Source organism: Niallia sp. FSL M8-0099 (assembly GCF_038006945.1).
In the GTDB taxonomy this organism is placed as follows: Bacteria; Bacillota; Bacilli; order Bacillales; family Cytobacillaceae; genus Niallia; species Niallia circulans.
The window spans coordinates 704,774-726,670 of record NZ_JBBOWF010000001.1 but is presented as its reverse complement, the minus strand read 5'-3'; the positions used below and the strand labels follow the sequence as shown (position 1 = coordinate 726,670).

The following is a 21,897-nucleotide window of genomic DNA, read 5'->3' as shown; positions in this document are numbered from 1 at the left end:
TGCTTACGTCCTACTCTTCCCTAAAAGGAAAATTGTATTTCATTAAATGGCCAATAGCGCAAGCTGACTTTCCCAACTACTTGGTCAATAGAAATAAATCCGAAATGTCGGCTATCCCAGCTCCCTAATCGATTATCCCCTAATACAAATAATTTCCCCTTCGGAACTGTAACTTCTCCAGTAATCTCTTTTAATGTAAAATTCCCTGTCAGCCTTCCTGAAGAAACTTGTTTGCGGTAGTCATCTAAGAAAGGCTCCTCATACTTTTTCCCATTTATAAATAGGTGGTCATCTCTATATTCTACTTTATCTCCAGGGATGCCAATTACTCGTTTCACATAATCATCATTTTTATTTGCATGAAAAACAATAATATCAAAGTGATTAAAATCAGTCATTTTATAACCAACTTTATTAACAACTAATTTATTTCCGTCCTGCAGGGTAGGCATCATCGACTCGCCTTCCACTACATAATTGGAGAAGAAAAAAGCACGAATTATAATAAAGATGATAATTCCGATAGCAAATGCCTTTAACCATTCTATGCTTTCTTTCTTTATTGCTTCTTTCAACCTCTATCTCCTCCAAACAATATTTACAACCATTTTTTAATGGCTTCTCTCTTTCTCATCAATCCCTACATTATTCATTTTCATTTCGATTCTTTTTCCAATAAACCAAAGAATAAAGATAGCAATCACAACAGGTATCGTACGTAATGGCTGAGCAATCATGGATCGTAAATCATAACCAATAAAGCTAATCGTACTAATCATAACAAGCTTACCAGCGATTACTGCCAGAATATATTGGCTTGTACTAATTCTCGATAAACCAGCTACTATATTTACAAGTGCAGATGGTGTAAATGGAAAACATAAAAGCAAGAACAAAGGACCAAATCCATGTCTTTCAATCCAGATCATTGGCTTCTGCACTTTTTTATGATTACTTAAAAATCTCAGCATTCTTTTTTTTCCATATTTCCTAATAATCGAGAATACAAGCAATGCTCCTAAAATTGTTCCAACCCATGAATAGAGAAATCCCAGCCAAAATCCAAATGCGTTCACATTAGCCATAATAAAAACAAACAGCGGCAAAAAAGGTAAAAACGCTTCTATCAGCGGCAGCAGGACCCCTGGCAACGGTCCAAATGAACGATAACTATCAATTAAATCCATTATTCTATCAAGTGTAAACCATTCTTTCATTAAGTTTATATCCATGAGCACAAAACCCCTTGTATAACTTACGCATCTTTTCGTATGTGTATTCTTTCAATAGTGTTGATTTTTTAATTAATCCAATAAAATACAAGGATCATTCCGCTCCTTATATAGCCATTCTCATTTTAACATCGGCAGACCCAAAATTCCCCTGCCTTTTCCATTTTAATTCATACATTGCTAATAAACATAAAGAGTATGTTAATAAACACTCCATTTATTGCGCTAGAAATTCTTTTATCGCTGCTTTATTCGCTTCTAAATCGACAGATAATACAGCAGCCCCATTCACTCTCATATCTTGAAAAGTTCCGTCTACTGGAACTCTTAACGATTCTACCTCATGACTTTTTGAAGTCAGTAAATCTTTCCCGATAAATAGCATGTCGCCAGTATCCATGCTCGTATTAATATATGGCATAATAACTCCTGCCAATTTGGGTAATTTTGCAAATGTTTGAACCGCAGAAACTTGATCAGCGATTGCTTGTAATGTTTTTTGTTGTCTTGATACTCTGCCAAAGTCTGATTCTGCATCGTGTCGGAAGCGTACATATCCCAGTAACTGTTTTCCATTTAAATGTTGTAGTCCCGGCTCTAATGTCACACCAATATTTTTAGACATTTGCTTTTCTACATCGATCTCTACACCATTTGGGAATGCTTCATCAATTACTGCTTCAAATCCTTCAAAATTTACAATTGCATAATATTGTAAATCTATATCAAAATTTTGTTTAATGGTTTGTCTTAGTAATTCAGGACCATCAATCGTATATGCTGTATTGATTCTACCTTGTCCATATCCTGGTATATCTACATACATGTCTCTCATTAACGATATGATTTTATATGTTCCTTTATCTGGATGATATTGAGCAATCATAATTGTATCTGTTCTAGATTGCTTTTCACCTTTACGCTGGTCGCTTCCCAGTAAAAGAATATTCGTGCCCCCATTACTATCTTTTTCCCCATTAAATTCATATTTAACCTCGTCTATTCCTATCTTCCCTAACGATTGCTTTTCGCCTTGCTTAAATTGAAAAATACTATATATAGTTACAGCTAGTATAAATAGAATAAGGAATAGAAAGAAGACTCTTCCTTTTCGTAATCTCCTTCTTTTCTTTCCTTTTCTATACTCCGCTCTCCCCATTTCTTTTAATCCTTTCTATATCAATCTCATTTTTTAATTATTTCATTATTAATTGTAACCTTTGCAAAAAATTTATAGACCTTCTTTTCCATGTAAATTCCTACTGTTATCTAGCCCCTTAATTGCTTTGTCATTATCTTTCTTTTTACTATCATATCAAAAAATGCTCCATTCTACATTTTTTTCTGCTTAAAATTACATTGCAAGGTAACATTGTCCTTTTTCTCTCTTTTTCCATATACGCTCCTCTTAAAATTTCTCTTCCAAAAGAATATTCCTATATCAACAAAAAGAGGGCACCCAACGGCGCCCTCTTAATTTCTTATATATACTCTAAAAACCAATTGTTAATATAGTTTAATCTTTCTATTCGAAGTGCGGGTTTGCCACTCCTGGAAAGTTCATGATTTGATTCTGGAAAACGGACAAATTTTGTTTCTTTCTTTTGTACCTTTAACGCAATAAACAACTGTTCTGCCTGTTCAATTGGACAACGATAATCTTTTTCACCATGTAATATTAGTAAAGGTGTTTGTATATTATTTACATAGGCTAACGGAGAATGCTTCCACAGTGTTTCTATATCATTTAAATCTGCTTTTATTTGCCAATCAGTGAAGTAATACCCTATATCACTAACCCCATAGAAACTAATCCAATTAGAGATCGAGCGCTGTGTAACAGCTGCCTTGAAACGGTCTGTATGTCCAACAATCCAGTTTGTCATAAAGCCGCCATAGCTTCCCCCTGTAACCCCTAGGCGAGAAGCATCAATAAAATCAAATGTTTCTATTGTATAATCAACGGCATCCATAATATCTTCATAATCCTTTCCACCATAATCTCCACGTACAGCATCTACAAATTGCTGTCCATATCCATGGCTTCCTCTCGGATTAATAAATAATACAGCAAAACCATTGGAGGCTAATGTTTGAAATTCATGAAAATAAGAATTAGCATACATTGCATGCGGTCCTCCATGAATCTCTACTACCATCGGATATTTTTCGCCCTCTTTAAAACCTTGTGGCTTCATTAACCACCCATGAAGCTCCCAACCATCCCGAGACACAATTTGAAGCGGCTCTGCTTCAGAGAAAGCATGAGTTTCCGCAAACTTCTTATTTATATTTGTTATTTGCTGAGTTTCGCCAGTCTCTAAATTTAATGTATATAAATCTCCGGGATGTGTAGGTGTGCTAATAGCCACTACCGCTTTTTTTAAACTGCCTCCTGTAGATAAACCATAAACATGCTGGTTATCAATAAGAGATGGATAGATAGCTCCAGAAGTATTTCCAAAATAAACAACTGTATTTCCGTGATCTGTTGCTAAAAAGGTAAAACTTTCATTGTCCTCTCCCCACAGCATACCAGGCGTTACAGTTCCCTGTTGAAAATCACCGATTGCATAATCCCCAACATTCACATCCCATTCTGGAGTTAAGCATTGTAGAGAATCCGTTTCTATCTCATACACCCATAGCTGAGATAGGGTAGCATTTTCATACTCTCTGCCGCTCCCTATTAATCCTAATCTTCTACTATCAGGAGTCCATGTTGCTTTTCCGTAATTTCCATTGCTTTCCGTAATCTTCTTCCAACTGTCTTCTTTTCTATTATAGAGATAAATATCAGAGATAAAACTGAAATCCTTTTCTTTGCTTTCATCTGCACTAATTGCTATGTATTGCCCATCAGGTGACCAGCTTTGCAAATAATAATTATTTTCTCCAGAAGTAAGTTGTGTGATTGTTTTATTCTTAATATTTAAGACAGCAATATGATCATAGCTGCCATCCCAAAAGCCCTTTCCGTCTGATTTATATTTCATATTTGTCACTTCTAGAGCAGAGAGCTTTTCCTCCTTCTCATCTGTTTTCATCTCTTTATTTTCTACTGTTTCTCCTTTTTTTAAATGGCATTGAAAAGCTATTTCTGTCCCATCAGGTGACCATACTGGATTACTCACTCCGTTCGCTAAAGAAGTAAGCTGCTCCGCTTCTCCACCTTTTTTACTTAATAAAAATAATTGATTTGTTCCAGAACGATTAGAAATAAAGACAACTTCTTCTCCAGTCGGTGACCATCTTGGAGAATGATTTCGATGTTTCCCAAACGTCCATTGCATTGTTTCAAGTGTGTTTAGATCTTTATGATAAATATTGGAATAATATTTATCAGTCTCTTTGCAAATGGAAGTGACTACATACAAACATTCTTCCCCTTTTACTTGAGGATCCACCACAGATTTTAATTCATATAAATCTTCTGCATTTATTCTTTTACTTTCTTTCACTTCCATCTTCCTTCCTTATTAAAATAATTATATATTTCGACATCTGAAATAACTTTCCCTTCTTCAGCTGCCTTTTTTCTTTTCTATATTTTATCAAAGATAGCAATTGAGCCTCGTACATTACAGAGGCAAATCTGTAACCCACCCGAAAATTGTCATTATTCACTTGAAAATAGGAAATAAAAAAGGTATGATCATAAACAGAGAACAAATGTTCTGTTTTATATTGAAGGAAAGGGGTAACGAGTATGACAAGAATTCCTGAAATAGAAAGAGATGTTATGGAAAAAGCTATTTATCTTCCTATGCTTTTAACAATACTTAATCGAGATCTGCAGGTCATCAAAATAAGTAATTTAAAATTAAAACAACCTTATATAGATTTACTCGAAAATGCAATGAAAGTAGTACAATCGGAGTTAAGAAAAACGAAGAGTTATATGTATAAGCATACAATGAAGATTCAAGAAGTAAATCGTGATGAAGCATTTACCATGTTTTTATTTATTTATAACGGCTATGAAGAATATCATAACTACTTTAACCCCCGCCTTCGGAATAAAGTTCAAGAATTATTGGAACATTATTTATACAAAAGGTTTACTATTAGCTAACAAAAACAAATAAAAAAAGTTCAATTACTATCCTGCTTTTTTTTATACATCATTTGAGCTTCTGCTAATTTTTTTTGTTTATCCACCAGTAAACTTTTATATGTTAACTTGGGATTAATACTTGCTTCATGATTATAACGCTGTAATGTTTTAAGAGAATTTGTCCGCATTATTTGATTTCTTAGGGTATAGAGCGAAACCCCTATTTCTACACTTTGCAAATTTTGAAACGTTATTCTTACCTTAGAGGCTTCTATTTTTTTGGTATCAAGAATATGATGAAGAGAAATCCATGCACAGTTGTTATTCCTAGGAGAATGAGTGGGAAAAAAATAAACGGAATTAAAATCATCTATTACAATTGGAAGTTTATGATAATAGGTCATTAGTTGGCGAGTCCCCTCCCTTCTCCCTTCATAAGAACTTCCCAGATAACCACATGTTGCTTTCACAATCATTAACGGACTAAGTTTGCATAAGAAAACATTATTATGTTCATATACCTTTGAATAGATATCGCCATTAGCTACAATAGAAGGCAAGACTGCAAGCGTATGATAATTAATATAATACTTATCGACTATTAAAAAATTTTCTTCCAACGATAAATCCTCCTTTTTTAGTAATCTTCCCCTATAATAGCACTTTTTACCTAATGAATCTTAAGACAAAATAATTTTTCAGAATATAGACATACTTTATAATCAAATTTCATAATTTTTAAAAAACAAATTGATAATTATCCATTTCTCCCATATAATATTAAAAAGGCATCAGGAGGGAAAGACAATGAATGATAAGTCCTATACTGAGTTTACAAAGTTAAGTGGCCAGAAAAAAAACACAAATACTTATGTAAAAGACCTCTATATTGAAATGTTGCTTTCTGAAATTCAATTAAATAATGAAAAAGCAAATTTGATGTCCTTGATTGATAAAGCCATTGATGAACATGACAGAGAAACATTCAACGAACTGAGCAGCGAATTTAATTTATTATGTAAGCGCTTCGGAACTTGATAATAATGGATTATTTTAAAGCCAAAGGATGTTCTTAAAGAGTCTAATCACCTACTATGATTAAATTCTTTAAGACATCCTTTATTTTTGGATTATTTTTTCTGATTTTGTAATCGAATGCTTTCTTCTTCCAGCTTACTAATTCTCTCCAGCATCGTCGGATGGCTATAGCGGAATATTTTTACCAATAAAGGTGGATTCACTTCACTCAGTCCGGTCTTTGCTAGCTTCTGAAATGTAACAATACCCGCCTCTGGATTTTCTGTTAATTCGACTGCATAATGATCAGCTCTTTTTTCCTCATATCTTGAAATGACATTAGTTAATGGATTTACAGTAAATAGCAGCATCGAAATTAATAAAAGAATTAAAGGGAAGGACTGTATATCCTCTACTTTTACAATTTTAAGTTCTGTCCCCCATCGATTTACAATCCAGTGCAGCAATTTATAAATAAAATACAAACCAAATAAAGAGGAAAATAAGGAGATGCCTATTCCTATATAAATATGTTTTTCTACATAATGAGCCATTTCATGTGCCATTACAAATAAAATTTCGTCATTATCTAATTCCTTTAAACTAGTATCCCACAGCACAATTCTTGCATTGCTCCCTATCCCTGTAACATAAGCATTTAACGCCCTCGTTTTATCTGACATATTTACTTCAAAAACATGCTCGGCTGGAATATTAGAAGCACTCGCAAGCTTCAATATCTCTGCCTCTAATTCTTTATCCTTTAAAGGGGTGAAATCATTGTATAGCGGGTCAATGACGACAGGCTGAATAAACGTGAGAAATAAAGTAAAAGGAATGGATAATACCCAGGCATAAAGCCACCACCTCTTTTGACTCTTGCTCATTAGCCAGTATAAGACGGAAACAATAAGAAACATAATGACATAATTCACCCAAAAATCAATGAATTGATCCTTCATCCAAGAAGGAAAGCTCTGGGTAGAAATATGATAGGTTTTCGATACAGAATAACTAATATAACTAAGTGGAAAGGTAATAATAAAGGCAGTTATATTCAGCCAAAATAAGTAAATAGCCGTTTGTATCGACTTATATTTCGCAGAAGCCTCTCCCCATTTTTTAAATACTTTGGAAAAACCAAATAACAAAACAAATAAGTAAAAAAGCCATTCAAATGGTGTAGAAATAAAAAACAAGAAGTTCCTTACCCGTGAATATTCCCCACTTAATACTAATTCTCTGCTATTTAAAAAGGTACTTGGATCTGCTTGGGATCCTTGATATTCAAAGGGCAAAGCTGGACTAGTATATTGAAATAAATACCAATAAAAAAACAAACCGTATAACACATAGGCAACTACTGCATAAAAGCCAATTTTTCTAGTCATAATCTCCCTCCTGCCTGCCTAGTACAACCTATTATTAATAAGTAGTCCAAAAAGAATTTTTTTAGAACTAAAAGGAGATATTTTCACTATTTATTTTGATGTAAAAAAAGCGTGTCCAGCTCTCCGTTGCACTCTTACTTTCAAAAAGGGTATAAAAAAAGCATCCAAAATAAGAAGAAACCTTCTATCATTTAAGATGCTAAAAATTATTCTTCTATATAATCAATAAATCAATTGCAGAAAATCTTCTTTTGTCACATTTCCAAAATAATGCTTTATGGAAATATCACCTAATGCCTTTTCTAATTCGGAGCGGTCATAGCGGACCCCGATCAGTCGTTTTTCAATATCTTCTACATCGCCAACTCCAAAGAAATCACCATAAATTTTGCAGTTTTTCACAATTCCTTTTACTACATCAAATCTTACATCGATTTGACCAACTGGGAAACGATGTGAATGCTGTAAATTGAATTTAGGAGATTTGCCATAATTCCAATCCCAATTTTGATATCTTTCTTTAGATAATTGATGAATTTTTTCCCAATCTTCTGCTGTTAAGACATATTCTTGAATATTCTCTTCCCCTTCAAAAAGATAGCTTAATAACAGGCTGCGAAATTCTTGAATGGATATTTTTTCTGGAAGAAATTCAGTAATGTTTGCTACTCTGCTTCTTACTGATTTAATCCCTTTGGATTCGATTTTGTCTTTTTTCACTTTTAGCGCTGACACAATATGATCCATTTCTGAATCAAATAATAATGTTCCGTGCGTAAACATTCTTCCTCTTGTAGAAAATTGTGCATTGCCAGAAATTTTTCTACCTTCAGCAAGAAGATCATTACGACCACTTAATTCAGCATTTACTCCCATGCTTTTAAGTGCTTGAACAACAGGCTCGGTGAATTTTCTAAAGTTATGAAAGCTATTCCCGTCATCTTTCGTGATAAAGCTATAGCTTAAATTACCTAAGTCATGATAGACGGCACCGCCGCCAGATAATCTTCTAACAACATGTATGCCATTTGACTCTACATAATCAGTATTAATTTCTTCTATCGTATTCTGGTTTTTCCCAATAATGATAGAAGGTTCATTTATATAAAATAAAAGATACGTTTCATTTATGTCTAAGTTTTTCAAAGCATACTCTTCAATTGCTAGATTAATGCGTGGATCTGTTATCCCTTTATTATCTATAAACAGCATAAAAAGACACCCCTTATAATTTTGTAGAATTATATCCAATTTTCCCGAATTTAATTACCCTTTTATACTATAACGAAAAAACGGGAAATAATCACTTCATTTGTACTTTTTTCATCGAATTGGCAAAGTTTAAGAAATGGAGTGATCTTTTAGACACCATATAAAAAGCTGCAACTATGTATCTTCCCCACACTCTATCAAGGTTTCGCACAATAGAGGTAACTTAAGAAGATATAAAGTTAGCAGCTTTTTCAAATTATTCTACTGTTACTTCTACTTCCTTATTTGTATAATACCGTTTGTATTTAAAAATAAAATAAACAGCTGTACCTGCAAAGAATACAAGTGGGTAAATACCAAGAATCTCTGCATTATGCCACATAAAGTCCATATCACCAGTAGAGATAACTGCTTTTAATCCAGCTACTGAATAAGACATTGGCAATAGATTGTGAATATGTTGTAAAACATTTGGTATTAACTCTAATGGGAAAGTACCCGCACTTGTTGTTAATTGGAAAATCATGATGATGACGATAATAAATCGTCCTGGGTTTCCAAATAAAGTAACCAAAAATTGAATAATCGAGAAAAACACTAAACTAGTTAGAATGGTAAATAGGATAAACAATGGTACACTTTCCACTTCCATTCCTAAGATGACTAGCAACACAAAGGAGGCAACTAAAGCCTGTAAGATTCCTACCCCAATCAAAATAATCGTTTTGCTTAAGAACCAACGAATTCCACTTTTTGGCTGTTCTTCTGGTTCTGCAAAAGAGAACACAATTGAGAGCATTAATGCACCAACAAATAGTCCTAGCGAAATGAAATATGGAGCTAAGCCAGTTCCATAGTTTGGCACATCCGATACTTTGTCTTGGTCAACTAAGATTGGTTCAGCTATCATGTCATATGTTTTTTCATCAGAATGGATGGAACTTGCTTCCTCAGCTCCGTCTGATAATTTAGACGAAAGCTCCTTGCTTCCATCTAATAAGGATGATGTTCCATTTACCAATTCTTTTGATCCATCTTTGAGCAAATTGGTTCCATCTGATAAAGCAGTCGATCCTGTTGCAAGTGTATTCATCCCTGATACTAAAGTATTTGCACCAGAAGACAATTTAGTAGAACCATCAACAGCTTTTGCGAATTCAGAAGCATACTTATTCATACCAGCCACAAATTGTTCCTGACCAGCTACCTGCTGTTTTACCCCATTTTCTAGCTGGCTGCTTCCATCACTTAACTGATTAATGCCTGTTTGCAATTGTTTTTGCCCTTTATTTAAGTCTGTTATGCCATTAGACAAGCTTGTTCCGCCGGCTGCAAGCTGGTCTGCTGCTTGACTTAACGCTTTTGTATTGGTGGCAATCGAAGAACTGCCGTCCACCAACCCTTTAAGTGCTGCTACAAGCTGCTGCTTATTTTCTTCTGGCAAACCTTGCAGCATGGGCATTATCGCATTAATTGTTTCCTGTAAGGTTGTTGCACCTTCATGCAACTGATTAGCTCCAGCAGCTAATTGTTCTGATTTATCGCTCCAGTCTGTTAAGCCTTGTGTTAAAGTATTGGAGCCTGTTTGCAGCTTATTTGTCCCTTCTATTAACGAAGGAATATTTGCTTTAACTGTGTTGATTCCATCTTTGGCTTGCGAAACACCATCAAGAATTGCCTGGTCTCCCCCTTGCAGTTTCTGTGCAGCATTATTTAATTCCCCTTGGGCTGATTGCAATTGCGTTAATCCTTGCTTTAAATCATCTGCTCCATTGGCAAGCTCTTTCACTCCATTATTAGCACTATTAACACCATCGGAAAATTGTATAGACTTTTCAGCAAGTGTTTCTAGATTTTTATACACTTCTTCTGTACCCGATTTTACTTTATCTGTTCCATCTTTTAAATCTTTTGCACCATTACTTGCTGTTTTTAAGCCGTCTGACATTTCCGTAATATTTTCAAAAATAGATTCCGCATAGGTTTCTGTCACTTCTTTACTAACACCTTGCTTTATTTTTTCAATTGCGGAATTCCCTATTTGAGAAGAAATAAAGTTATATCCTGGATTAGAAACATATTTTAGATCCAATTTTTGTGGATTATCTTCAAGTAATGTTGTCGCATTATCGGAAAAATCCTTAGGGATTTCTATCAGCATATAATACTTCTGATTTTTTAAATTTTTATAAGCAGTTTCTTTATCGACAAATTTAAAATTAAAGTCTTCGCTGTCCTTTAAATTTTCCACTAAATCTTTTCCAATATCTAATGTTTTTCCATTCATCTCTGTCCCAGTATCTTCATTCACAACGGCAACAGGCAATTTATCTAAGTTTCCATAAGGATCCCAGAAGGCCCATAAATAAATACCAGCATATAATATCGGAACAAACACAATAGCGATAACAGAGATCAGCATCATTTTATTTTTAAAAATAGAGGACAGCTCTGCCTTTAGTAAACTTTGTTTCATATAATTCCCTCCATTTTTAATCAATCATTTATCCTTTAAAAAACAATTCTAATAGCTTAGTTAAAAGAAAAACATCCTGGTTATTAACTTTAATAACTAACAGACTATTTTCTCATTTATTAAGCGGGTTTGCTAATCCATGAAATAAATGTAATTCAAAACTAGAAGCTATTTCCTCTGTAGTAAGAGGTGGATGTTGTTTCTCCCACTCAAAAATAAGCGCTAAGTATACTTTAATAATAATAAAGGATGTCAACTCTGGATTCTGGGTTTCAATCTCTCCTTTATCTATCGCTTCTTGTACACGTGTTTTCATATAATTTAAGATCGCATTTTCTAAATGGCTAATTACTTCCTTTACTTCCAGTGTACCAATTTCTCGCTGTTCTTGAAAAAGCTTAACCGTCAGATGATGCTCTTTACGGTATTCAAGCATATTCATCAGTGCACGATGGGCATTTTCCATAAACGTAGAAGAAGGATCAAATGACTCATCTGCTCTTTCCTTCATTTCTTTAATTAAATCATTAACAATTTCAAAAAAGAGCTCCTCTTTATTTTTAAAAAAAGTATAAATCGTTCCTTTTCCTACATTTGCAATTTTAGCGACATGATCCATAGTTGTTGCTTTATAACCAAACATAGAAAATGATTTAGTCGCCGCTTCTAAAATAAGCTTCCTACGATCAACAGCCAAATATTCCACCTCTTTCTTTCCATGCGAATAAAAACAGTTTCTCCAGTTATGTAGAAGAGATTTTCTCTCCAACCATTTATTCGCACTTATTCGCCATTTATGCATTCATTATTGATTCACCACAAAACTGACTAAAATAACATTTCGGTCAGTTAGTACAAAAAAGAATATATCACAGAGTTAAACCCGTTGCAACAAAAGAAACCAAGTGATTTTCGAAAAAATCACTTGGTTCCGTTTACAATATAATAACATCAACAAAAAATAATTTACGGCACTTTACCCTTTAATAGGTACTGCAATTTCTTTTAAAACCACTGTTGCTAGTGCGTCAATAAATTCCGGCTGAGCATTTGGCATTTTTGGTCGATAATAGCTTGCTCCAACTTCTTCCGTCACAACAAGGCACTCGTAATCATTGTCATATAAGACTTCTAGATGTTCCGCTACAAATCCTACTGGCACATATACAAATGCTTTATATCCATATTTCGCATGTAAATCTCTTGTTAAATCCTGGACATCTGGACCAAGCCAAGGATCTGGTGTATTTCCCGCACTTTGCCAGCCTAGATAATAAGTAGATATACCTGCTCCCTTTGCAATTAACTCTGCTGTATCCTTTAATTGGTCTGGATAAGGATCTCCATATTGAAGGATTTTTTCTGGCAAACTATGCGCAGAGACAATTAACGCTGCATTTTCGCGTTCTTCTTGTGACATTTTAGCGTATGTCTGTTTTAATTGATTAATCCAATAACGAATAAATTTGGGCTCCTTATACCAGCTTTCGATACTATGAATGGTTAAGCCCCCTAATTTTTCTGCTTCTTCTTTAGCACGATTATTATATGCCTTAATACTAAAGGTAGAGTAATGAGGGGCTAACACAATACTCACTGCTTCTTCGATTCCATCTTCATGCATCATCTTTACTGCATCTTCTACAAATGGTTCAATATGCTTCAATCCTAAATACATTTTAAATTCAATATCATCTTGTATCTCATTAAGATGTGCTTCTAAACCCTTTGCTTGTTCCATCGTAATTTTTGCTAATGGAGAAATGCCGCCAATTGCTTCGTAGCGACTTTTTAAATCTGCCAGCATTTCATCTGTCGGCTTTCTACCATGTCTAATATCTGTATAATATCTTTCAATATCTTCTTCCTTATATGGTGTACCATATGCCATAACGAGAAGCCCCATTTTTTTTCGACTCATTTTTCATTACCTCGCTTCTTTCTATTATTTTGTATCTTTTTGATTTTAGCTATCCTTAAAATCCCTTTTATTTGCCTGAGCGCTTACTACTTAGTAAGTCACCGGAATATTCATGAATAAAACCAGTCAATTTTTTCAACACAGCTGGATCTACATCTGGGAACACACCATGTCCTAAATTAAAGATAAAGCCTTGCTGCTCTATTCCCTGTTCAATGATTTGCTTTGCTTTTTCCTCAATAACACTCCATGGTGCAAGAAGTACTGCGGGATCTAAATTTCCTTGTACAGCTTTGGTTACTCCCATTTTTCTTGCTTCTGATATAGGTAAGCGCCAATCTAGCCCAACTACATCTAAGGAAAGATCATTCCATTCAAGCGCCAAATGACTCGCCCCGACTCCATGCATAATGAAAGGAACATTTTCATTCTCCAGCTCAGAAAAAATCCTATTCATGACCGGCTTTATAAATAATCGATAGTCCTCCACATTTAAAGCACCTACCCACGAATCGAATATTTGAATCGCACTAGCACCTGCATTAATTTGCGCCTTTACGTAGGTAACCACCATATTACCAAGCTTTTCCATTAAAGCATACCAAGCTTCTGGTTTAGCATACATAAACGCTTTTGTCTTATGATAGTTTTTGGATGGTCCACCTTCAATCATGTAACTAGCAAGAGTAAAAGGAGCGCCGGAAAAGCCTATTAACGGAACATTTAATTGTTCGGTTGTAAGCAGTTTAATCGTGTCAAGGACATATTTAATATCTTGCTCAGGATGTAACATACCAAGTCTTGTAATATCCTCCATTGACTGAATAGGATTCTCTATCACAGGTCCGATTCCTGATTTTATTTCCACATCAACCCCAATGGCCGGAAGCGGCGTCATAATATCTTTATATAATACTGCAGCATCGACATCATACTGATCAACCGGCAATTTCGTAACATAAGCACATAGCTCTGGCTGATGCGTTATTTCAAATAAAGAATATTTCTCTTTAATTGCTCGGTATTCAGGCTGCGAGCGGCCTGCCTGTCGCATATACCATACCGGAACATATTCAGTGGGCTGTCCTTTTGCCGCTTTAATAAATGTATCTTTCATCTGTTTATTCATCCTTTTGATGTCCACCTTTCAAAGGTATGTATTTCGTTCTATATAGTGATTAACGTTTTTTATTTATAATAATTATTAAGTTATAATATTTATAAACAATATGCAAGTAAAAAGTTTTTTAAACAAATTTTTTTATGAACAACATTTGTTTCCAAGTTATTACCATCCCAATAAAAAGGAATGCCTGTCCTAGACATCCCATTCTTTTTTTTACTATATGTAAAAATCTTCTTTCCCAATCATGCATATATTTCAATAATATATCTTTTTTACTATCTTTGCATAGATAACTTATCACTTTGTCACAATTTAGACATTTTTTACCCAAAATTAAAGGAGATTACACCTCTTTTGCTAATTATAGGCAGCGCATACAAAAAGTTAAATCATGAGAACATAAGGGAAAAGCTTTAAATGGAACTAGGCATCTCGAATAACACGGTAGTTAATGTTAATATACAAATGAGAATAGTTTAAGAGGGTTTTATCGTAACTTTCCGCTTTCTATTGTATGCTTAAAATATCCTTATGACTTGGAGGGAGATTAGTGAATATCTATCTTACTAGCGGAACCTATGATTATTTAGGGAAAAAATACGAAAGTAAGTTTTCGAATGAAACATTGTTATTAATGCAGGAAGAAGCCAGCGATCGGGCAATACTATTACACGAAAGTCAAGCTCCTTCTTTCTTCCAAGAACCAAGAAGCTATGACATTTTATTCAGTTATGGAATGTTAGAAAATAAAGGGTTTATTACCATGAATCATATTCCAGTAAGTGAAGAAAATAAACCTGTTTTCGAGCATAAGATGATGAAGTACTTTACATCTATCCCAAACAAAACAATGACAGCTATACGCTTCCTTCGTCCTGCTAAGGGAGACACCTATATCCTCTTTTGTCTATGGGAAGAAAAAGCGAATTATATAAAATGGAAACAGCAAGAAGCAAATGTAGAAGCTCCCATAGGTAAGAGTAATGAAAAAAGCTGGAATAGTTCCCAGCATTCTATCTTTAATGGAAAACCGTATTTTGTACAATTAACGATTCCAAATGAAGAAAAAGCGTAATTAATCTAGTAGCCAGCTGAACTTATGACTATCTTGTTTTAATAATGCCATTCCTATTGGCATACACAGCAGCTTGGGTTCGGTCGGCTACTGCTAATTTCGATAAGATGTTGCTTACATGTGTCTTTACTGTTTTGATTCCAATATATAGTTCTTCACTAATAGCCTGATTAGTCATTCCTTCTCCAATACACATTAATACATCTAATTCTCTTTCTGTTAGATCATCATGTGGCTTTCTTTCTGTTGCTCGCAATTTTTTCACCATCACGTTAGCAACCTTTGGCTCAATCACTGCTTCGCCAGTATAGGCTTTCTTAATTGCTTGCACGACCTCTGTAGCACTTGCTGTTTTTAATAAATAACTAAATGCGCCTGCTTCTATTGCCGGAATGACTTGTGCTTCATCATAGAAGCTTGTAATTATGATTACTTTGCAGCTAGGATACTCTTTTAAAATAGCCTTTGTTGCTTCAATACCATTCCCGTTTTCCATTAATAAATCCATTAACACAATATCCGGCTTCTCCTTTAGTACAAGCTGAACTGCCGTCTGACCACTATTTGCCTCTCCCATAATGTGAATATTGGGTTCTGTCATTAGGTAAGAAATAATTCCTTTTCTCACCATTTCATGATCATCTACTACTACCACTCTAATCATTTTCCCACCCCTTTGTTGGCACTCGAATATCAATATAAGTTCCTTCTCCCATTTTCGAACGAAGTTCCATCACACCACCAATTTCTTCACAGCGCTCTCTCATTGTCTTTAACCCATATGATGCAATTCTTTCTATCGTCGGATCAAAGCCTTTGCCATTATCACTTATATGTAGAGAAGCATATTCTTCTCGTTCTTCCAAAATGATTCTTACTTTATCTGCATGAGAATGACGAAGCACATTGGATAGGGCCTCTTGAACAATTCGAAAAAGATGTTCCTGTCCAGCCGTAGATAGACCATCTATTTCATCAATGCTTGCAGAAAAATGAAGCATTGTTTTTTCTTTCAGCTCTTGAATAAGCTTGATTATGCCATCACACAACGTATCATTGCTTAATTCAATCGGTCTTAGATGAAGCAGCAATGCTCGCATTTCCCCTTGCGCTTTTCCCGCAATCGAAACAATTTCCTGTAACTGCTGCTTGGCTAAAGCAGGATCCCGGTCAAAAATTTTATATGCAGCAGAAGACATCATATTTAATGCAAATAATTGCTGACTAACAACATCATGCAAGTCCCTCGCCAGTCGTTGTCTTTCTTCTATTACTGCGGCATTGTGGGCTGTTTGCCCGAGCGTTGTTTTTTCATTTGCTAATCTCTGCAAAGAATGAATTTGCTCTTGTTGATAATCAGCGAGCTGATTAAGTTCTTCTTTTACATCATAAACATACTCACTTGTTGCAAGCGGCATTTTTGGCGGTATTTTTCCTCTCCTTAAAGATGATATAAACCAAAATATTTCATCTAATTGTTTCTTTATTTTACCGCTCCATTTAAAAGCAAAATAAAAACCCACCACTGTTATCAGAAAAAAAAAGATGGCAGCTAAGGCAAAACTCCCTATCCAAGACGTTGCAAAATTTGGAAGTAAATAGATACTTATAAATAGCAGCAAAGAAATAATCAAACTTGTTAAAATGATATTTCGATAATATCCATAACGACTAATTGTCTGTCTCATGTTTCCCCCTTATACCTTTTGCACTGTAATATCGCCAATATCAAGCAAAATATTTAGCTTTATTTTTTTTATTGCCTCTTCATAATAGGCAGATTTATGCTCCAGACTATTTCCAATTCCCTCCTTAACCGACTGCAGAATTCGTACTTCTCCAATCTTTACTTCGGCTTGAACATAAATGGCTAGATCATCTGGAACAATAATTTTCACATCACCAATCCTCGCATGGATAAACAGCTCGGTTTCTCCTTCAGGAATAAAAGCTTTGCTAAAATCAATATAGACATCTCCTAACCCATGAGAAATTTCCATCGGTTCGACAGCCCAATTATCTGTATTATACTTAACATCTCCCATGCGAAAGGATTTCTTGGTATAACGTTTTCCGCCACTGTCATATTCAAAAGTGAACTTAGGTTTGATGAGTCCTAGTGCCATTAAAATAATAATTAATGGCCATAATTTCCAAAAATCGATAAATCTAAATTCTAATACTTGAAAACGATCCAAAAGGAGAAGAATAGAGAAAATAAGAATAAATAAGGTGAAAAATAAATTGCTTTTTCGTTTTAATGTTATTTGATAGAGCGAAAGCAGACCATAAACAAGCAGCAAAAACGGATATATTATGACAAATAATTTTTTTATTTCCAAGGAAATGACACCAATATTAACAAGTAATAAGATTACTCCTACAATAAGTAAACTAATAGAAAACATTATTTTGGAGATTGATCTTCTCAAAAACTCCCCTTCTTTCCTAGACATCTATAGATAGAATTTTTGTGAAATTCTAAAAAGCAGTCTTTTTCAACTATAAATCTATTGTACTACCTTTATGTAATTTTTTGCTCCTTCTTTCGATGTTTTTTTCTCCACCTTGAGAAGGAGTCTTTGGCACATTTTTCTTCCGGATTTTTAGAATAAATCCTTCCTCCCATTCCAAAGCAATGAAGTGAAACACACTATATTTCAAGGAGGTACCAATCACCTTTTACATACAGCTACATAATCTGTATTAACCGAATGGTGATAGATGCCTATAGCATCCTCCACTTCAAATCGGGAAAGGAGCTGGATTTATTTGGGTATCGAATTAACAGCACTTCATTGGATATATGTACTATTTATTGTCTTTATCATCGGCTTTATGGTAATGAGAAGAGATACTACCTTTATTTGTATCGTTGGAATCTTTCTATTAGCGATAACAGCGACCGGATCTTTAAGTACCTCGATTAGCAGTATTTTCAATAGTTTCATCTTTGCTATTACAGAATTGTTACCTACTATTGTTGTTATCTCTATTATTGTTGCAATGAGTAAAATTTTGACGAAAACAGGTATTAACGATGTAATGATTTCTCCCTTTTCCAAACTTATTCGTTCACCTGGACTCGCTTATTGGACGATCGGAATAGTAATGATGCTCATTTCTTTCTTTTTCTGGCCATCCCCCGCAGTAGCATTGATCGGAGCTGTTCTCTTACCAGTAGCTTTACGGGTTGGTCTGCCAGGAATTGCTGTTGCCATGGCAATGAATTTATTCGGCCATGGGATTGCATTATCAGGAGATTTTATCATCCAAGCTGCACCGAAACTTACAGCAGATGCTGCCGGCATACCTGTCGAAGACGTCATGCATGCAAGTATCCCCCTTGTCATTGTTATGGGGGTTGTAACAACTATTACTGCATTTTATTTTATTAAACGCGATATGAAAAGAGGAACACTGACTTTTGCAACTGGTGTCACCTCTATTAATAAATCAGATATTCTTCCCCAAGTAAATAAATTACTACTAAGTAGTACACAAAAGAAACTGTTCGCCATTCTGATTCCCATTCTCTATATTCTTGATGTTGTTGCAATGTTTTTATTAGATTTACAAGGGGGAGATGCTACCGCACTGGTTGGTGGAACATCCATTTTTATTCTTCTTTTAATAACATTAGTAAGCTACAAAAATAAAGGCTTGGAGAAAACAACGACTTATTTGATCGAAGGATTCCAATTTGGTTTTAAAGTATTTGGACCGGTTATTCCAATCGCTGCTTTCTTTTATTTAGGTGACTCTGGTTTTAGTACGATTATCGGGGACTTTCTCCCAAAGGAGTCCCACGGAATCGTCAATGATCTCGGTATTGCTCTTGCTTCCACTGTTCCATTAACGAAAGAAATTGGCGCCGTTACACTAACAGCTGTAGGAGTTATTACCGGCTTAGATGGTTCTGGCTTCTCTGGCATTTCATTAGCAGGTTCTATTGCAGGGTTGTTTGCCCATGCAATTGGCAGTGGAATAAGCACATTAACTGCTTTAGGGCAAATTGCTGCCATCTGGGTTGGCGGTGGAACTTTAGTCCCTTGGGCATTAATCCCGGCTGCTGCAATCTGTAATGTCGATCCATTTGAATTAGCAAGGAGAAATCTTCTTCCAGTCTGTATCGGCTTAGTAGTGACTACTATTTTTGCCATGTTCCTCATCTAACTAGCGATAGTCAGTTAAAAATTATTTTTACTGGCAAACCCAAATAATTATACGAAGATACTAATGTATGCTTCGTATATTGTTTGGGTTTTAAACCTTTTTAAAAGGAAGTTCCATGAAATTTTCTATAACTTCTTTATCATCCATTAGCTACTTAGTTTTGTTCCTGCTCCTTTTTGTTTATGAAATCGATCATAAAATGTTTCATAGAAACCTACCCATACAAACAGCCAGATCCCTCCTAATAAATAACCACCAATAACATCTGTTGGATAGTGGGCCTCTAAAGCAATTCTACTTATACCAATTAGCAAAATGAATACAAAAGCAATAACTGCCAAAATCAGCTTTCCTGCATTCCCTTTTATTTCTTTCGCTAGAATATGTGCAATAAACAAATAAAGAAGTAATCCTACCATTGCATGCCCGCTAGGAAAACTAAAACTGTCTGTCTCTAATGCTTCAGCAGCTATGGGTCTAGGTCTTGCCACTAAATCTTTCACCCACTTATTCAGTTCATTTCCTAGTCCAACACAAAAGACAAATGCTGCAATTCCTACAAAATCTTTCTTTTTCCACCAAAGAAAAAGAATAAATAGGAAAGCGATAATTCCAATGCCTATTTTATCTGCAATGGATGATATGCCTTCCCAAAAAGGAATAAAACTAGCTGGAAACAATGTATGTATAAACTGGGTTAGTTCTGTATCAAATGCTAATATTGCTTGTCCATTTACAGCTAGGATTAGCAGGATAAACAATAAGAATGACAGGATTATTAATCCCCAAGCCATTTTTGATTTTCTAATATCCATAATTCCTCCTAAATGAATTTCATTTTAACCTTATTTTAACAACATCTCTCTTATAAGGATAGGCATAATCTTTACGATACATAATAGTTTATCCGCTTTTCACCTCTCTTCTTTATTACTACATGCTATAATAAAAATATTCTAAATAGTCAAACGAGGTGGAAGATATGCTACAAATTATATGGGAACAACTAGATAACTATTATAATGAAATGGTTAAAATACGGAGATACCTTCATCAATACCCTGAATTATCATTCAAAGAGGTTAAAACAGCTCAATATATCATCTCTTTCTATGAAAAATTAGGAATTCAAGTTACAGGAAACGTCGGAGGTAATGGAGTAGTCGCAAAAATATCAGGGGGAAAACCTGGAAAAACAGTTGCGCTCCGTGCTGATTTTGACGCTCTTCCAATCCAAGATGAAAAAGATGTTGCTTATAAGTCAAAGGTTTCAGGTGTCATGCACGCCTGTGGTCATGATGGGCATACTGCAACCTTATTAATACTTGCTAAAGTAATAAATGAGTTTAAAGAAGAATTAGCAGGGAATTTTGTTTTTATTCACCAGCATGCTGAAGAATCAAATCCAGGTGGCGCAAAAGCGATGATTGAAGCAGGCTGCCTGGAAAATGTGGAGGCTATATTTGGCACTCATTTATGGGCGACACTTCCCACAGGGACTATTTCCTATAAAGCAGGACCCATGATGGCAGCAGCAGATGAATTTAAAATTAAAATCCAAGGTCAAGGGGGACATGGAGCACAGCCGCACAAAACGAAGGATTCTCTTGTTACCGCATCTCAACTGGTCCTTAACCTTCAACAAATTGTCAGCAGAAAAGTAAATCCTATCCACCATGCTGTTTTAACAGTAGGCTACCTTGAATCTGGTAATGCTTTTAATGTGATTGCTGACACAGCGATCCTAGGGGGAACAGTCCGGACGTTTGATAAAGAAACGCAATTACTTATAAAGGAAGAGCTGGAGAGAGTAATAAAAGGCACGTGCTATACAGCAAATAGTACATATGAATATGAATACGATGACGGCTATCCAGCAGTCGTTAATCACCCTGAGGAAACTTCCTTTTTAGCACATTGTGCGGAAAAGGTCCCAGGAGTGACCGTTCTAGAGGGAGAACCTGAATTAACTGGCGAGGACTTCTCTTATTATCTGCAGCATGTAAAAGGTGCCTTTTTCTTTACAGGAGCAATGCCTGATACAAATGGTCCGACTTATCCGCACCACCATCCTAAATTTGATATTAATGAAAAGGCTATGCTTATTGCCGCAAAAACATTAGGTTCTGCTGCTATTACTTATAATATTTCCTTAAGCGCTGCAAAGGCTAGTACTAACTTAAATTCATAAAATCATAAAAAAAGGAAAGAGAT

Annotated in this window: 20 protein-coding genes; 5 read left to right on the top strand and 15 right to left on the bottom strand. The window is 35.0% G+C overall.

From position 1 onward, the window contains the following. Positions 1-20: 20 nt before the first annotated feature. From lepB to NSQ92_RS03415, 4 genes are all read right to left on the bottom strand, one after another. On the bottom strand, positions 21-575 hold the full coding sequence (lepB, locus tag NSQ92_RS03430; protein ID WP_061797496.1) for a signal peptidase I: 555 nt from the start codon (positions 573-575) through the stop codon (positions 21-23). 36 nt (positions 576-611) lie between these two features. Further along, positions 612-1,232, bottom strand: a complete 621-nt coding sequence (locus tag NSQ92_RS03425; protein ID WP_047943089.1) for a TVP38/TMEM64 family protein — start codon at positions 1,230-1,232, stop codon at positions 612-614. 217 nt (positions 1,233-1,449) lie between these two features. Further along, complete coding sequence (locus NSQ92_RS03420) at positions 1,450-2,391, bottom strand: LCP family protein (protein ID WP_047943088.1); 942 nt, start codon at positions 2,389-2,391, stop codon at positions 1,450-1,452. A gap of 322 nt (positions 2,392-2,713) precedes the next feature. Then, positions 2,714-4,699, bottom strand: a complete 1,986-nt coding sequence (locus NSQ92_RS03415) for a S9 family peptidase (RefSeq protein ID WP_341152377.1) — start codon at positions 4,697-4,699, stop codon at positions 2,714-2,716. 242 nt (positions 4,700-4,941) lie between these two features. On the opposite strand from NSQ92_RS03415, the gene NSQ92_RS03410 reads away from it, so the two are divergent. Beyond that, the gene (locus NSQ92_RS03410; RefSeq protein WP_047943085.1) at positions 4,942-5,307 is read left to right on the top strand and encodes a hypothetical protein; all 366 of its coding nucleotides are present in this window, start codon (positions 4,942-4,944) and stop codon (positions 5,305-5,307) included. A 20-nt stretch (positions 5,308-5,327) separates the two neighbouring features. On the opposite strand, the gene NSQ92_RS03405 is transcribed toward NSQ92_RS03410, so the two are convergent. Next, entirely contained in the window at positions 5,328-5,909 is a 582-nt protein-coding gene (locus NSQ92_RS03405) for a competence protein ComK (RefSeq protein ID WP_053215721.1), read from the bottom strand. A 187-nt stretch (positions 5,910-6,096) separates the two neighbouring features. On the opposite strand from NSQ92_RS03405, the gene NSQ92_RS03400 reads away from it, so the two are divergent. Further along, positions 6,097-6,327 (top strand): IDEAL domain-containing protein, encoded by a 231-nt coding sequence (locus tag NSQ92_RS03400; protein ID WP_061797508.1) that lies wholly within the window; start codon positions 6,097-6,099, stop codon positions 6,325-6,327. 92 nt (positions 6,328-6,419) lie between these two features. Here NSQ92_RS03400 and NSQ92_RS03395 read toward each other — a convergent pair whose 3' ends face one another. The 6 genes from NSQ92_RS03395 to hemE all read right to left on the bottom strand — a co-directional run bounded on the left by NSQ92_RS03395 (position 6,420) and on the right by hemE (position 14,435). Next, positions 6,420-7,697, bottom strand: a complete 1,278-nt coding sequence (locus NSQ92_RS03395; protein ID WP_144581047.1) for a M48 family metalloprotease — start codon at positions 7,695-7,697, stop codon at positions 6,420-6,422. 222 nt (positions 7,698-7,919) lie between these two features. After that, entirely contained in the window at positions 7,920-8,909 is a 990-nt protein-coding gene (locus tag NSQ92_RS03390) for a lipoate--protein ligase (RefSeq protein ID WP_047943079.1), read from the bottom strand. Positions 8,910-9,165: 256 nt separating this feature from the next. After that, a complete protein-coding gene (locus NSQ92_RS03385) occupies positions 9,166-11,385 on the bottom strand; it encodes a YhgE/Pip domain-containing protein (RefSeq protein ID WP_047943078.1) in 2,220 nt (739 codons plus the stop codon). A 112-nt stretch (positions 11,386-11,497) separates the two neighbouring features. Beyond that, positions 11,498-12,082 carry a TetR/AcrR family transcriptional regulator gene (locus NSQ92_RS03380; protein ID WP_047943077.1) on the bottom strand — a complete coding sequence of 195 codons (585 nt, stop codon included), beginning with the start codon at positions 12,080-12,082 and terminating at the stop codon, positions 11,498-11,500. A gap of 279 nt (positions 12,083-12,361) precedes the next feature. Then, positions 12,362-13,306 (bottom strand): ferrochelatase, encoded by a 945-nt coding sequence (gene hemH, locus NSQ92_RS03375; RefSeq protein WP_341132249.1) that lies wholly within the window; start codon positions 13,304-13,306, stop codon positions 12,362-12,364. Between the two features lie 67 nt (positions 13,307-13,373). Continuing rightward, complete coding sequence (hemE, locus tag NSQ92_RS03370; protein ID WP_095320239.1) at positions 13,374-14,435, bottom strand: uroporphyrinogen decarboxylase; 1,062 nt, start codon at positions 14,433-14,435, stop codon at positions 13,374-13,376. 547 nt (positions 14,436-14,982) lie between these two features. Between hemE and NSQ92_RS03365 the strand changes: the two genes are divergently transcribed. Then, entirely contained in the window at positions 14,983-15,507 is a 525-nt protein-coding gene (locus tag NSQ92_RS03365) for an antibiotic biosynthesis monooxygenase (protein WP_095320238.1), read from the top strand. Between the two features lie 28 nt (positions 15,508-15,535). On the opposite strand, the gene NSQ92_RS03360 is transcribed toward NSQ92_RS03365, so the two are convergent. Genes NSQ92_RS03360 through liaF form a run of 3 tightly spaced genes read right to left on the bottom strand, consistent with a single transcriptional unit; the run spans position 15,536 to position 17,939 of the window. Then, positions 15,536-16,171 (bottom strand): response regulator, encoded by a 636-nt coding sequence (locus NSQ92_RS03360; RefSeq protein ID WP_095320237.1) that lies wholly within the window; start codon positions 16,169-16,171, stop codon positions 15,536-15,538. After that, positions 16,164-17,195 (bottom strand): sensor histidine kinase, encoded by a 1,032-nt coding sequence (locus tag NSQ92_RS03355; RefSeq protein ID WP_061797529.1) that lies wholly within the window; start codon positions 17,193-17,195, stop codon positions 16,164-16,166. The genes NSQ92_RS03360 and NSQ92_RS03355 overlap by 8 nt, the downstream gene beginning before the upstream one ends. Positions 17,196-17,204: 9 nt before the next feature. Next, the gene (liaF, locus tag NSQ92_RS03350; protein WP_167555725.1) at positions 17,205-17,939 is read right to left on the bottom strand and encodes a cell wall-active antibiotics response protein LiaF; all 735 of its coding nucleotides are present in this window, start codon (positions 17,937-17,939) and stop codon (positions 17,205-17,207) included. Between the two features lie 340 nt (positions 17,940-18,279). Between liaF and NSQ92_RS03345 the strand changes: the two genes are divergently transcribed. Then, entirely contained in the window at positions 18,280-19,683 is a 1,404-nt protein-coding gene (locus NSQ92_RS03345; RefSeq protein WP_047943066.1) for a hypothetical protein, read from the top strand. A 146-nt stretch (positions 19,684-19,829) separates the two neighbouring features. On the opposite strand, the gene NSQ92_RS03340 is transcribed toward NSQ92_RS03345, so the two are convergent. Next, complete coding sequence (locus NSQ92_RS03340; protein WP_095320236.1) at positions 19,830-20,498, bottom strand: phosphatase PAP2 family protein; 669 nt, start codon at positions 20,496-20,498, stop codon at positions 19,830-19,832. Positions 20,499-20,665: 167 nt separating this feature from the next. Between NSQ92_RS03340 and NSQ92_RS03335 the strand changes: the two genes are divergently transcribed. Then, positions 20,666-21,874, top strand: coding sequence for a M20 family metallopeptidase (locus NSQ92_RS03335; RefSeq protein WP_336045507.1), 1,209 nt, complete (start codon positions 20,666-20,668; stop codon positions 21,872-21,874). The last annotated feature ends 23 nt before the right edge of the window (positions 21,875-21,897 follow it).

Bases quoted from the DNA above. Each gene is read 5' to 3' on its own strand.
- NSQ92_RS03360 (WP_095320237.1), bottom strand. From the start codon at position 16,171: ATGATTAGAGTGGTAGTAGTAGATGATCATGAAATGGTGAGAAAAGGA.
- NSQ92_RS03400 (WP_061797508.1), top strand. From the start codon at position 6,097: ATGAATGATAAGTCCTATACTGAGTTTACAAAGTTAAGTGGCCAGAAA.
- NSQ92_RS03355 (WP_061797529.1), bottom strand. From the start codon at position 17,195: ATGAGACAGACAATTAGTCGTTATGGATATTATCGAAATATCATTTTA.
- NSQ92_RS03340 (WP_095320236.1), bottom strand. From the start codon at position 20,498: ATGGATATTAGAAAATCAAAAATGGCTTGGGGATTAATAATCCTGTCA.
- NSQ92_RS03410 (WP_047943085.1), top strand. From the start codon at position 4,942: ATGACAAGAATTCCTGAAATAGAAAGAGATGTTATGGAAAAAGCTATT.
- NSQ92_RS03390 (WP_047943079.1), bottom strand. From the start codon at position 8,909: ATGCTGTTTATAGATAATAAAGGGATAACAGATCCACGCATTAATCTA.
- hemE (WP_095320239.1), bottom strand. From the start codon at position 14,435: ATGAATAAACAGATGAAAGATACATTTATTAAAGCGGCAAAAGGACAG.
- NSQ92_RS03420 (WP_047943088.1), bottom strand. From the start codon at position 2,391: ATGGGGAGAGCGGAGTATAGAAAAGGAAAGAAAAGAAGGAGATTACGA.
- NSQ92_RS03395 (WP_144581047.1), bottom strand. From the start codon at position 7,697: ATGACTAGAAAAATTGGCTTTTATGCAGTAGTTGCCTATGTGTTATAC.
- NSQ92_RS03385 (WP_047943078.1), bottom strand. From the start codon at position 11,385: ATGAAACAAAGTTTACTAAAGGCAGAGCTGTCCTCTATTTTTAAAAAT.
- NSQ92_RS03415 (WP_341152377.1), bottom strand. From the start codon at position 4,699: ATGGAAGTGAAAGAAAGTAAAAGAATAAATGCAGAAGATTTATATGAA.
- NSQ92_RS03335 (WP_336045507.1), top strand. From the start codon at position 20,666: ATGCTACAAATTATATGGGAACAACTAGATAACTATTATAATGAAATG.
- NSQ92_RS03425 (WP_047943089.1), bottom strand. From the start codon at position 1,232: ATGGATATAAACTTAATGAAAGAATGGTTTACACTTGATAGAATAATG.
- hemH (WP_341132249.1), bottom strand. From the start codon at position 13,306: ATGAGTCGAAAAAAAATGGGGCTTCTCGTTATGGCATATGGTACACCA.